Source organism: Nonomuraea turcica, from assembly GCF_030718205.1.
Lineage (GTDB): Bacteria > Actinomycetota > Actinomycetes > Streptosporangiales > Streptosporangiaceae > Nonomuraea.
Genome location: NZ_JAUZQF010000001.1, coordinates 59,285 through 71,624, shown reverse-complemented (window position 1 = coordinate 71,624; position 12,340 = coordinate 59,285). Strand labels below are relative to the sequence as shown.

General features: G+C 69.8%; 12 protein-coding genes. 5 read left to right on the top strand and 7 right to left on the bottom strand.

The genetic code is table 11. From position 1 onward, the window contains the following. Positions 1 to 120: 120 nt before the first annotated feature. Positions 121 to 729, bottom strand: coding sequence for a hypothetical protein (locus Q9G87_RS00350; RefSeq protein WP_305914102.1), 609 nt, complete (start codon positions 727 to 729; stop codon positions 121 to 123). A 132-nt stretch (positions 730 to 861) separates the two neighbouring features. Here Q9G87_RS00350 and Q9G87_RS00345 point away from each other — a divergent pair, with 132 nt between their 5' ends. The 3 genes from Q9G87_RS00345 to Q9G87_RS00335 all read left to right on the top strand — a co-directional run bounded on the left by Q9G87_RS00345 (position 862) and on the right by Q9G87_RS00335 (position 3,322). Then, a complete protein-coding gene (locus Q9G87_RS00345; RefSeq protein ID WP_305914101.1) occupies positions 862 to 999 on the top strand; it encodes a hypothetical protein in 138 nt (45 codons plus the stop codon). A gap of 308 nt (positions 1,000 to 1,307) precedes the next feature. Beyond that, the gene (locus Q9G87_RS00340; RefSeq protein ID WP_305915104.1) at positions 1,308 to 2,093 is read left to right on the top strand and encodes a class I SAM-dependent methyltransferase; all 786 of its coding nucleotides are present in this window, start codon (positions 1,308 to 1,310) and stop codon (positions 2,091 to 2,093) included. 104 nt (positions 2,094 to 2,197) lie between these two features. Next, complete coding sequence (locus tag Q9G87_RS00335) at positions 2,198 to 3,322, top strand: NAD(P)/FAD-dependent oxidoreductase (protein WP_305914100.1); 1,125 nt, start codon at positions 2,198 to 2,200, stop codon at positions 3,320 to 3,322. 220 nt (positions 3,323 to 3,542) lie between these two features. On the opposite strand, the gene Q9G87_RS00330 is transcribed toward Q9G87_RS00335, so the two are convergent. The 5 genes from Q9G87_RS00330 to Q9G87_RS00310 form a co-directional block, all read right to left on the bottom strand. Then, positions 3,543 to 3,959 carry a DUF4189 domain-containing protein gene (locus Q9G87_RS00330; protein ID WP_305914099.1) on the bottom strand — a complete coding sequence of 139 codons (417 nt, stop codon included), beginning with the start codon at positions 3,957 to 3,959 and terminating at the stop codon, positions 3,543 to 3,545. A gap of 161 nt (positions 3,960 to 4,120) precedes the next feature. Beyond that, positions 4,121 to 4,702 (bottom strand): dihydrofolate reductase family protein, encoded by a 582-nt coding sequence (locus Q9G87_RS00325; protein WP_305914098.1) that lies wholly within the window; start codon positions 4,700 to 4,702, stop codon positions 4,121 to 4,123. Between the two features lie 69 nt (positions 4,703 to 4,771). Beyond that, a complete protein-coding gene (locus Q9G87_RS00320; RefSeq protein ID WP_305914097.1) occupies positions 4,772 to 5,611 on the bottom strand; it encodes a helix-turn-helix domain-containing protein in 840 nt (279 codons plus the stop codon). 116 nt (positions 5,612 to 5,727) lie between these two features. Continuing rightward, the gene (locus Q9G87_RS00315; RefSeq protein WP_305914096.1) at positions 5,728 to 6,342 is read right to left on the bottom strand and encodes a histidine phosphatase family protein; all 615 of its coding nucleotides are present in this window, start codon (positions 6,340 to 6,342) and stop codon (positions 5,728 to 5,730) included. A gap of 73 nt (positions 6,343 to 6,415) precedes the next feature. Beyond that, complete coding sequence (locus tag Q9G87_RS00310) at positions 6,416 to 7,663, bottom strand: PEP/pyruvate-binding domain-containing protein (RefSeq protein ID WP_305914095.1); 1,248 nt, start codon at positions 7,661 to 7,663, stop codon at positions 6,416 to 6,418. A 59-nt stretch (positions 7,664 to 7,722) separates the two neighbouring features. Between Q9G87_RS00310 and Q9G87_RS00305 the strand changes: the two genes are divergently transcribed. Then, positions 7,723 to 8,118 (top strand): DNA-binding protein, encoded by a 396-nt coding sequence (locus Q9G87_RS00305; protein WP_305914094.1) that lies wholly within the window; start codon positions 7,723 to 7,725, stop codon positions 8,116 to 8,118. Beyond that, positions 8,115 to 8,750, top strand: coding sequence for a transcriptional regulator (locus tag Q9G87_RS00300; RefSeq protein ID WP_305914093.1), 636 nt, complete (start codon positions 8,115 to 8,117; stop codon positions 8,748 to 8,750). Before Q9G87_RS00305 ends, Q9G87_RS00300 begins: the two co-directional genes overlap by 4 nt. Positions 8,751 to 8,797: 47 nt before the next feature. Here the strand turns inward: Q9G87_RS00300 and Q9G87_RS00295 are convergent, their stop codons facing one another. Continuing rightward, positions 8,798 to 12,268 carry a serine/threonine-protein kinase gene (locus tag Q9G87_RS00295; RefSeq protein ID WP_305914092.1) on the bottom strand — a complete coding sequence of 1,157 codons (3,471 nt, stop codon included), beginning with the start codon at positions 12,266 to 12,268 and terminating at the stop codon, positions 8,798 to 8,800. Positions 12,269 to 12,340 lie beyond the last annotated feature (72 nt).

The window sequence follows — 12,340 nt, the reverse complement described above, 5'->3', positions numbered from 1 at the left end:
GCGGCGCCGCTTGATACCTACAAGAACTCGGGGTGGCGGTGCTGGGCGGGCTCGTCGCCACCGCTGGAGCGGGGGTGGCCCTCGCGGTGGCGACCGTGATGCTGGCCAGGTCGGCGTTGTTCAGCGTTCCCAGGCTCCGGCGGGGATGCTGTAGAAGGTACGGGCCGACGTCCACCACTCCGGATCTGCGAAGCGTCCCGTGATCCGGCCGACCATGCACCACAAGGTGTGGACGTCATGCTCAAGGTCACCGTCGGGGTCGAGTGCCAGCCCCTCGGTGAAGGGCCGGTAGTCGGGGAGGGACATGTATCCGCCCTCCTCGTACGGCGGATTGACATCGCCGAGCAGTTCCCCGTCGTAATGGAGGTACAACGGCTCGAGGCCTTCGCCCACCTCGCCCCAGAATTTGATCTGGAAGGCTCGCCGCCTTCCGAGATTGCCGATCGCGGGATGGTTCGAGGACAGCCCGAAGACGATGAGGTGCGTCCAGCCCGGCGTGTGAGGGCCGATCCAGATGCCTTTCGCCGGAGGGCCTTTGTACGTTCCCGCGAGCGTTGTCACGTCGCACTCCAGCCGTGTGCCCGGATCCACGCGGAATCGGCTGGACAGTTCTTCCGGGTCGTCGCTCTCCACCCAGAGGGCGTGAAAGCCGAGCTCGAGTCCGCGGCCGTACTCGACCAGCAGGCCCCATTGGTTCTCCGCGGGAAGAGCCTGTTCCATGTTCGTCATTGTTCACATCCTGCTGTCCAACGGGAATGCGGGGCTGCGTGGTCGACCGCGCCGCGGGGACCATCGCCATGGTGGCGGCCAACCGACCTCGCGGCCCAGGACCTGGAGATCCGGGCCGCGTCGATGAACCACATGGAAGGCGTCACAGGTGCCGTGCTGCTCGCCATCGAGCACCTCTTCAGTCCCGCGACGCTCACCCGATGGTTCGAGGACGACTCGCCGCTCGGCCACGCCGCCAACCTTCAGCGGCTGTCGAACGGCTTCGCCTGACCTGGCGGGTCAGGCGTACGGGTGGCAGAGGGCGGCGTCCAGCGTGTCGAACAGGTGCCGGTCGTTGTTCGGCGTGAAGGTGACGTACACGATGGCGACGCGGCCGGAGCGGGCGCGGCGGCCGCGGTTCCGTCACCGAGATTTGTCAGCCAGCTCGAGGCCGGCAACCACCGGAATCCTGTTCCCAGCGGGGCAGGTAGGAGGCGCTCCACCATTGTGATCACGAGCGCACAACCATGCGTTTTGCGGTATCTGCGGCAACGCGTTTTCGCGCCGTCTGGGCTCCGGCGGTCTACTCTTGCGACGTGATGCATGAGGTGTGGGCCCGCGGCGACGCCTACGGGTTCTTCATGGGCCGCTGGAGCCGGCGGGTGGCTGCGGCGTTCGTGCCCTGGCTCGGCGTGCCGCCCGGCCGGCGGTGGCTGGACGCCGGCTGCGGCACCGGCGCGCTCTCTGCCGCCGTGCTCGCTGCCGCGGATCCCGCCGAGGTGACGGGCGTCGATCCGGCGGAAGGCTTCATCGGGCACGCCCGCGCCCAGATCGCCGATGCGCGGGCCAGGTTCGAGGTCGGCGACGCCACCTCGCTGTCCTTTCCCGCCGGCCGGTTCGATGCGGTGGTGAGCGGACTGGTGCTCAACTTCGTGCCCGAGCCGGCCCGCGCCGTGGCCGAGTTCGCACGCGTGGCCGCTCCTGGCGCGACGGTCGCCGCCTACGTCTGGGACTACGCCGAGGGCATGGCGATGCTGCGGTACTTCTGGGATGCGGCCACCGTCCTCGACCCCGCCGCCGCGACGCTGGACGAGGGCGCGCGCTTCCCGCTGTGCCGGCCGGAGCGGCTGGGCGAGCTGTGGACGGGAACGGGGCTGAGCAGCGTGGCGGTCGAGCCGATCGAGGTGCCGACCGTGTTCGCGGACTTCGACGACTACTGGATGCCGTTCCTCGGCGGCCAGGGACCTGCGCCTGGGTACGTCATGGCGCTCGCGGAGGACCACAGGACCGCCCTGCGGGACGCGCTGCGCCGCCGCCTGCCCACGGGGCCGGACGGCTCGATCGCGCTCACCGCCAGGGCGTGGGCGGTACGCGGATACGCCTAGCGATCCTTGGTTGCTAGGACTCCCACGGCGCAACCGCCGCTGGCGTTCCACATGCGTGCATGCTAGAAGCGGGAGTTCGCCCGTGATCTGGGAAGGCGGCGTACGTGAGGATCGGGTCCGGAAAGCGGCCTCAACGTGTTGCTGTCATCGGAGTGGGCATCCTCGGAGCCAGCGTGGGCTGGAACCTGTCCCGGCACGGCGCCAAGGTGATCTTCATCGACTCAGGCCAGCCGGGCGAAGGCGTCACCAACTGGTCTTTCTCGTGGGTCAATGCCAGCAACAAGACCGCGCGCAAGTCCTACTTCGACCTGAACGTCGCGGGCATGGCGGCGCACCGTGAGCTTGCCAGGACCATCGGGCCAGACTCATGGTGGTATCCCAGCGGCCACCTGCGCTGGGCAGACGATCCCGTAGCAGAGGCGAAGCTCCTGGAAACAGCCGCACTGCTGGCTGGCTGGGACTACCGGGTCGAGGTGTGGACGGGGGCCGAGGTGCGCCGACGCCTCGAACCTGCTCTCACGATGCCCGGCGAGATTCCTGTCGTGTTCTACCCCGACGAAGCCTGGGTGTACGGACGTCATCTCGTCGGCCGCCTGGTCGGCCAGGCCGTTGCAGCCGGCGCCGGGCACCGGTTCGGCACCGCGGTCTGTGACATCGGCACCGGTGCAGACGGGAGCATCCGGACAGTTGCTCTATCCGATGGGAGCTGTCTCGACGTCGACATCGTCGTGAATGCAGCAGGACCCAGCGCCTCCCACATTGCCGGGCTCGTCGCACGGCACTTGCCGATGCGCCGGGAACCCGGCGCCGTCACCCGGATCGGCTGTGCTCAGGTCCCGGTTCACCGGGCCATGCACGCGCCTCACATCGAGATCCGTCCTGACGGAGACGCTTCGGTGGTCCTCCACAGCCGCGAGATCGACGCACTCATCGACACAGGCGAAGATCCAGCGGAACTCGCACGGCTGCTCCACGAATCGGCGGGGCACGTCGTTCCCGAGCTCGGCAACTCCCGCATCGTACAGACGCGGGTAGTCGAGCGGCCCATCCCGGCCGACGGTTTCCCCTCGGTGGGAGCGGTGCCGTCTGTGCCGGGCTACTACGAGGCCGTTTCCCACAGCGGCATCACGCTCGGGCCGGTCATCGGCCGGCTGCTTGCTTCGGAGATCCTCAGCGGGAAGAGAGACGGGATGCTTGCGGACTTCCGCCCGGAGCGGTTCCCTTCGTGACACCTCGCGCACGAGTTACCCGCGTCTCGCGGTTGGCAGTGGGGCCATCTGCGAAGGATGGCCCCACTTGATCTATCTCCACAGGCACGCGCTCTTGAGCGGGCCCTCACGTGTTTGTAGCTGCCGACGCGCGCTCGGGCGCCTGAAACCAGTCGTCGATCTCCAGGGACTCGGCACCTGTTAAACGATCAATGATCGCAACGGCTGGCTCACCGGGGCGCTAGCGGTATCGTCTGGTGCACTGATAGGCGATCCAGCGGCCGCCGCCCGCGTTGGCGATGGCGTTCCTCTTCGCTCTGGCGGGTGTGCTCCCCCTGCCGCCCCAGTAGACGTTTCTCCTGGCGTTGTAGGCGACAGCGCCACAACCGTTGACAAAGGTGGTGAGGACTTTGCAGCTGGAGCGGCCGCATTCCCTCAGTGCCCGCTTCTTGGCGGCAGTCGCTGTTCTGTAGTCCCAGGACCTGCCGACACGGCCGTCCCGCGACACGGCGATGGCGCCGTAGTAGTAACGTGCTGCACTCTCCCCCGCCGTAGCCGCAGTAGCCGCCGTAGCTGCTGCGGGGGTCGCCGTGGCCAGCACCCCAGTCGCCATGATGGCGCAAGCGGCGATGGCAGTGAGCTTCTTGCCAAACTGCATGGTGTTTCCCCTTCGTGCCATCCAAGCGGACGGCAGCGTTGCGCTGATGAGGAGAGCCTGCCGTGTGCCACTTGCAGATCACTTAAACCGATAAAAGAGTATAAAGGATCAAGGGAGGGGGTTTGGCAGTGCGAGCTTCTTCGCATACCCGCTCAGATCGGTCATCGGCGCACCCGATAGCGCAGGTGGAGTACCCGGTTGCCCTGGATCACCACGTCAGGATCCTCCAGCAGGTGCTGTGTGTCGACGGACCCGAAGTAGCGCTTGCCGGACCCGAACACCACGGGCGCGACGTCCATGGCGACCTCGTCGACGAGCCCTGCGGCCAGCACCTGGCCGCCGACGTCGCCGGCGGCGACCTCGACCGTGCGTTCGCCCGCAAGCTCCTGTGCCTTGGCCATGGCGGCCTCGACGCCGTCGACGAAGTGGTACGGCGCCTCGGCGTCCCAGCCCTCGGGCATCGGCCGGTGCGACACGACGACCACGTGGTCGATTCCGGCCGGTGGCTTGCCACCCCAGCCGTCCGTCAGGTCGAAGACGTGGCGACCGACGACCGTCACTCCGATCTGGTCCCAGTACGGCCGGGTGTAGTCGTAGGACGCCTGCGACACCTTCACCTCCCCCGTCTCGTCCAACGGGACGTCACCGCTGGACATCCAGTCGAACAGCGGTCCGACCTGGTCGTTGTCGTCCGCGATGAAGCCGTCCACCGACACCGTGCTGTACATGACGACCTTGCCCATGGGCTCTTTCCTCCTCTGCTGGGGAAGTCCCATGGTGGCGTGTCGGGAGTTGCCGGCTCTTGTAAGAAATCAATCGGCCGGCAGCGGCCCGACGTCGAGCGCATGGCCGGGATGTTCGCGTAGGAACCGCCGCCGGACGTCGACGTACCGGGTCGGCGTAAGCCCCGTGAACGTCCGGAACTCGTGGCCGAAGTGGGCCTGGTCGAAGTAGCCGGTACGACCGGCGAGGTCGACCCAGTTGACCGGTCCGGCGGGGTCGATCGCGCGCACGGTGGCGGCGAAGCGGTAGGTGCGGGCGAGCCGCTTCGGCGTGACACCGATGAGCTCCTTGAACCGCTGTGCCAGATGAGTGCTGCTGACGCCGGCCGCCACGCTCAGGTCGCCGATCGCCAACGCTCCCGTGGCCGCCGCGATGACGCTGCTCGCGTGGCGGACCAGCCCCAAGCCCGCGGTCTCGCGGAGCCGTCGCATCAACTCCTCCTCGAGGAGCGTCAGCATCTCGTGCGGCCTGGCCACCGTGGCCAGCCGGTCTCGCAGCTCAGCGCTGGTGGCGCGGCCCCAGACCTGCTCCACCGTCACCGGCCGGTCGCACAGCTCGGCCGCAGGCATCGGCAGGAACGGCGCCAGCCCCCATGGCTTGAAGTGCACGCCGACCGACCGGGTCCCCGCTGGGTAGCCGAACTCGAAGGCGCGGGTGGGTGTGGTGACCACGCAGCCGTCGGCGTACTCGGCCGGCTCGAGGTCGGTGCCGGCGCGGATGCGGAACGGCGCCCCGAGATTGAAGATGAGGACCGCCGACGGCGTCGGCGGCAGCGTCAGGCGGGGGTACGGCGGTGTGCCCTCCAGGTAGTAGAGGTCGTCGATCAGCCCGGCCAGCGGCGGTCGTGGCACTCTGGACACGTACTCCACGTGTCACAGCATCGTCGATGCATGGGCGGGTCGCCAGGTCGTCGTGCACCGTCGGTCGCGGAACTGCGGCGGGTGCTTGTCCTTGCGCCCGAAGCCCGAAGCGCGGCACCGGCACCTCACGGCCGCACGCCTCCGGGGAAACCGGTCCAGCGCAGGTCGGCCGGGAGGTGGCTCATGTCGTTGAACATCACGATCGTGGGCGGCAGACCGGTACGGTACTCGATGACCGTCAGCGCGGTGTTGGCGCTGTTCAGTCCGAGCCACCGGGGCGGCGGCGCGTCCAGTGCGTGCCGCACCAGCCACGCGATCGGGTAGGCATGCGTCACCAGGACCTCGTGCGTGTCGGATTGGGTCCCTCCTGCAGTCGTGTCGGGGACCTTCGCGAACCGGGCGACCAGGGCCTTGGCGAGACTTTGGCCCGAGGCTGCCTCGGTGTCGTCGTAGCCGTCGAAGAAGCCGGCCCAGGACGGGGGCGTTTCGGCCGCGCTGGGGACGTACGGCACGTGGTCGATGAGTTCGGCGGCCTCGGTCACGGGCACGTTCGGCAGATGCCGGGCGAGTTCGTGCGCGCTCGCTACGGCGCGGGGCAGCGGAGAGTGCCACACGGCGTCGACCGGTATGCCGGCGAGCCGTTCGCCCAGCAGGCCCACCTGCCGGCGCCCGATGGCGGTGAGTTCCCCGAACGCGTCGGCCGCGCCGTGGCGGGCCAGGTAGAGGTGTCGCGTTGTCATCAGCCGTTGGGGGCGCGATGCCCGTGCGGACCCGCTTCCCCTTCTCCTTTCGATCCGTGGGGGAAGTGATCGGTCACGCGTTGGTCGCCGCAACGGTGCCGGTGGTGCCGTCGATGGTGATGAGGGTGTCGTCGTGGAGCCTGCTTGTCGCGTTCGGGATGCCGAGGACGGCGGGGATGGCGTGCTCGCGGGCGACGATCGCGGCGTGGGACAGTACGCCTCCGGTTTCGGTGACGACGCCGGCGGCGATGCGCAGCAGCGGTGTCCAAGCGGGGTCGGTGAAGGGGCAGACGAGGATGTCGCCCGGGTGCACGCGCGCGAAGTCGCCGGGACCGCGGACGATCCTCGCGGGGCCGGTCACGGTCCCGCGGCTGCCCGGTGTTCCGGTGAGTGTGGTGGCCGGGATGTCCGAGGCGCCGGAAGGCGAAGGGCGCCGTGGGGGTGCGGCGGTGATCGGCCGTGCTTGCAGAACCCAGGTGCGACCGTCGACGATCGCCCACTCGATGTCCTGCGGTCCGCCGAGTGCGCCGGCAATCTCCCTGCCCAGCTCGGCGAGCTGCGTGGCGGTCGCGTCGTCGATCGTCGGTTGATGCCGGGCATGGGCGGGCACGTCGCGAACGATGAGCTGCGTGCCACGCCGGTCAAGGCGGGTCCGTTTGTCGGCGATGGTGCGAGTGACCGTCCCGTCCTCGGCGACGCGGTAGGCGTCAGGGGTGACCGTGCCTCCGACGATGCTGGGGCCCAGGCCCCAGGAGGCCTCGATCTCGGTTGCGTCGTCCGGGCCTGCGGGTGTGAACATGACCCCGGATACCTCGGCATCCAGATGACGTTGGACGATGACGGCCATCACAAGATCGGCGGACGGCCGGCCGTCGCGGCCGGAGGCATCCCGGTAGGAGATGGCGCGGGGAGACAACAGCGAGGCCCAGCAGGCACGTACGGCATCGGCGACGTCGCTGATCCCGTGCACGGCGAGAAAGCTCTCGAACTGACCGGCCGCCGATGCCTGACCGGTGTCCTCGTCCGCCGCCGATGATCTTACCGCCACGGCCGGATCGCCGAGTTCGTCGAGCGCGCGTCCCAGTGCGTCGATCACGGTGGCGTGGAGTGGGCGGGCCGCGAGCGCCTGCCGTGCCACAGCAAGATCGTCTGGCTCCCCGGCGAACCGTCCGAGGTCCAGGTCGCGGACAGCGGCGAGGTAGGCGGCGAACGAGACGACGAAGCCGTCAGGAACCGGCAGACCCGCGCGCAGCAATGCGCCAAGTGTGCCCGCCTTGCCCCCGCAGGTATCGGCGACAGCCTCCGTGAGAGGTACGATCATCCGCCCTCGCTTTCAACAGATTGTTGACAACGTTTCGTTGATTGTGCATCGTAAGTCGTATGGCACGCAAGCAGGACATCGCTCACAGTGCGCACGCCGACCACGCTCAGGCCCAACGTGAGCAGGACGCGCGTCAGCGTCTCCTGAGCCTGGGCGCGGACGCGCTCGACGCCCGCCCGTGGCGACCCCCGCCCGCCCCGCCGTCAGCGGTCGACCTTGTGCAGTTCGCCGTCTGGCGCAACGCCGACCTGAACCCGGAGGACATCCTGAGCGCGCTCACCTTCCTGCCCGCCGCACGCGCCGAGGTCGAAGGACTTGAATCAGCCCTGCTGTTCATGGCCCGGAGCGCAGGCCTGACCTGGGCGCAGATGGCGCAGGCGATGGGATTCAACTCCCCGCAGGCCTGCCAGCAGCACTACACCCGCCTGACAGCACGACAGGACGCCGACTCATGACGCCAGACTCTCCGCCCGCCCTCCTGGTCCTGCATGCCGTGCGCATCACCGGGTTCGCCGACACCCCGGTGCTCGCACACCGGTACGGCCTCAGCACGGCCGAGACGAAAGAGGTGCTCCTCGACGCCGAGGCATGTGGCTGGGTCGAACACACCGCCTTCGCCGGCACCGGAGGCTGGTCGCTGACCGGATCGGGCCGAGCCGAGAACGAGCGCCAGCTCGCGGCCGAGCTCGCCCGCGTCGACGGTGCCGACGAGGTCGGTGACGTCTACCGCGCATTCCTCCCGCTGAACGCCCTCCTGCTACGAGCCTGCACCGACTGGCAACTCCGGCCCACCGCCGGCGATCGGCTCGCCGTCAACGACCACTCCGATCCCGCCTGGGACGCCAGAATCCTCCACGAGCTCGCCGACATCGACCGCGCACTCCGGCCGCTCGCGGACCGGCTCGGGAGCGTCCTGACGCGGTTCCGCGGATACGACACACGATTCACCGCAGCCCTGGCGCGCGCCCGAGCCGGGGACGGCAGCTGGGTCGACCGCACCGACGTCGACTCCTGCCATCGTGTCTGGTTCGAGCTCCATGAAGACCTCATCGCCACGCTCGGCCTCGACCGGCACGCGGAACCCTGAACCCCGCACCAATTGGTGAGGCGGGCATCCCGTGCCCGCCCCTTCCGTCAGGGGCAGACGTTCTGGTACGGCGCTCCGCCCAGGTACCGCTCCCACTCGGCGGGCGACAGCGAGCGCCCGACCCGCGCGCACACCTCCCGCGCGACCCGTTCTCCGCCAACGGAAACCGTGCGGACGGCCCCGCCCATCCCGACGTACACGGCCGCCCCATCGGCGCTGAACGCGAGCGACCACGGCTGGCCCTCCTGCAGCAGGTAGGACCCGCCGAGCCGTCGCCTGGCCTCGACGTCCCAGAGCTGGAGCACGCCGCTCATCGAGACGGTGGCGAGCGTCCTGCCGTCGGGTGAGAAGGCCAGGAAACCGACTGCTGCGGCGGCCCGGGGCAGGGCGGGGCGCAGTGCCTTCGGCCCGTCGACGTTCCACAGCCCGACCCGCCCGGTGGTGCTCTCGTACGCGGCGAGGAGCCCTCCCTTGCTGATCGCGACCGCTTCGGTGGGCACGAACCCGGCACCTACCGGCTTGCCGGTGCCGACGTCGATGAACCTGCCGCCATCCGGCGACACGTACGCCGTGCCGCCCGGCAGGAACGGCCCGCCTCGGGAACTCGTGTCGAACGAGCTCAGCACGTGCCCGTCGGCGGCGTCGAGCACCACTTTCTTGAACACCGGGACCCGCCCGTACATGACGGTCATCGCGAGCCGCCGCCCGTCCGGGGCGAAGTGCACGTCGACGGGGGCGCCACCCTTCCCGGGCATCCGCACCGACCAGAGCTTCGCCCGGGTACGCAGGTCCCAGAGCGTGACCGTGCCGTTGACGTCCATGACGGCCAGCTTCGTATGGGAGAAGTCGGCGGGCACCGCGTTCTCCGTATCGACGGACAGGCGGCCGGTCTCCTTGTCCGCGCCCACGTCCCAGATCCGAAGCTGCTTGCCGGCTCTGACGACGGCCCACTTGCCGTCTCCACTGAGGTAGGGCAATCCCGGCACGGCCGTCGCCTGGGTGCGCGGCCGCAGGTCCAGGCTGACGACGGCGTCGTCCATGATGTACCGGAGCGTGGCGCCGTCGGGGTCGAACGCGATGTCGGTCAGCTCGCCCTCGGCGCGGTAGTCGAGCACGAGGTTCCGGGTGCGCAGGTCCCAGACCTGCACATCCCTCTTGAGGAAGGAGGCGAGGTACCGGCCGTCCGGGCTGAAGCGCAACTGGCCGTCGGTCCCGCAGGCGTGGCAGGACAGCGAGTCGCCGCGGGCGCGACCCGAGGCGGCGTCGACGAGGGCGATATCCGTGCTGTTGCCGCAGGCGAGCGTCCTGCCGTCCTGGCTGAACGCCACCTCCTTGGGATGGTCCGCACAGGCGGGGAACGGCCGCTCCATCCGCCACCCGGGCAGCGCGACCTGGTCGAGGCGCTCTCCCGGCAGTAACAGACGCTTGCCCGCGAGGTCCACGAGCGGCCGGTTCACCGCCTTCTCCTCACGGAGCTCGAAGACGCCCTTGCCGAACTGCTCGCCGGTCGAGACGTCGAGCAGGTAGTGGATGTCATGCATGCTGTACAGCACCGTGAGCATGGTCTCGTGCTCGCCGAACACGGCGCTGTAGTAGAACATGGACGGTGATGGAAGCGGCCGTTCGAGCAGCTTCCTGCCGGTCTTCAGGTCCCAGACACCGAGCCTCTCGGTCGTGGTCGCGGCCAGCAGTCGCCCGCTGCGGCTCAGCGCCGGCGGATAGAAGATGGTCCCGCTCAGGGTCATCTGGGGCCAGCTCGCCGTACGCCTGCCGGTGCGCACGTCGTACACGTTGACCCCGCCTTCGCTGACGCTGACCAGCGTGCGGCCGTCGCGGCTGAGCAGCCGCCGTGCCACGCCCGTGACCGGCGGGTCGCGGAAGACGGCCGTCTCATGCTGCTGGAGTGCGGCCGTCAGGCTGGAGCGGGCCTCCGGCTGCGCCGGCGAGACCCGCCAGGCCGCCACGCTCAGCAGCATCGCCAGGGACGGGTCGATGGTCCGCTGCCGGTCCGCCTCGGCGGCCGCCTGCTTGGCGGCCAGGATGTCGCGTTGCCGTGCCGTCTCCTGGCGCTGCCAGACGGCCAGCCCGCCGGCCACGAGCGACACCACCAGCAGCCCGGCCAGCGCGACCGTGGTCAGCGTCCTGCGCCTGGCCCGCCGTCTGGTGAGGTCGGTGCCGGCACGCAGGAAGTCTCGTTCGAACGGGGTCAGCGTGACGTGCCGGCGACCGGTCGCGGCCCAGCTCAGCACCTGCTCCAGGTGGCTGCCCTGGAGCACGTCGGCATCGCGCCTGCCGTTCTCGGCCCAGCGGCGGGCGGCGGCGTTGATGCCGTTCAGCATGGCCAGCCCGTCGCGGTCGGCATCCACCCACATGCGTAGTCTCGGCCAGGCACGCAGCAGGCCGGGTCGGGACAGGGACACCGTGCCGTCGCCGCTGACGATCACGTACGAGAACGCGGCCAGCACCCGCCTGACCGCCGCCGACTCCCGCTCGGAGCGCCCCTCGAACAGCTCGTCATATCCGGCCGACCGTCCGGTCTCGTGCCCGTCCTCCCCGACGGCCACCAGCCGCAGGAACACCTCGGCCGCCACCTCCCGCTCCTCGGGGTTCAGCGACTCGTAGGCGTCCTCGGCGATCGTCCCCAGAGCGGGATCGCCCTGCTCCGACCCGTACACGCCCCGTGCGGTCCTGCTGCCCGCCGCCAGCAGCCCCCTGGTGTCGGCGCCGTTCCCGCTGACCAGCGCCAGCAGCAGGTCGCGGGCCGTGGGACGGGCCGCCGGGTCCTTGGCCATGGCCGCCTCGACCAGCGGGGCCAGGCGTGGCGGCAGGGCGCTCAGGTCGGGTCGGTGCGACAGCACCCGGTGCATGACGGCGCCCAGGTTGTCGGCGGCGAACGGCTCGCGCCCCGTGGCGGCGAACACCATGATCACGCCCCACGCGAACACGTCGGCCGGCCCGCCCGCCCGCTCCCCCGTGAACACCTCGGGCGCCATGTACGCCGGCGTGCCCGACACCTCGCCGGTCCTGGTGAGCGACATGTCGAGCGTGCGGGCTATGCCGAAGTCGATCACCCGCGGGCCGTCGGGACCGAGCAGCACGTTGTCCGGTTTGAGGTCACGGTGCACGACTCCCGCGTCATGGATCGCCGTCAGCGCGGTGGCCACCGCCGTGGCCAGCCGGTAGAGGTCGTCACCGGTGAACCGGCGTCCGTCCCGCACGGCCGCGCCCAGGCTCGGCCCCGGCACGTACTCGGAGACCAGATACGGCCTGCGCCCATCCAGATCGGCGGCCAGCACGCGGGCCGTACAGAACGACGACACCCGCCGCGCGGCTGTCGTCTCCTTCGCGAACCTGTCGCGGATCGCACGATCGCCGGCCGCGTGCAGGACCTTGACCGCGACCCGGTTGCCGTCGGCGTCGTAGGCGTCGTACACGATGCCCTGCCCGCCCGAACCGAGCCGTCCGGCGAGCCAGTAGTTCCCGATGCGCTGGGGGTCCCCCGCGCTCAGCGCTTCCATGGCGGGTTAGATGCCATCTTCTTCGCGAAGGTTGTCACAGCAAGGCCGGCCGTGGAGCGGTGCTCGCGGTCA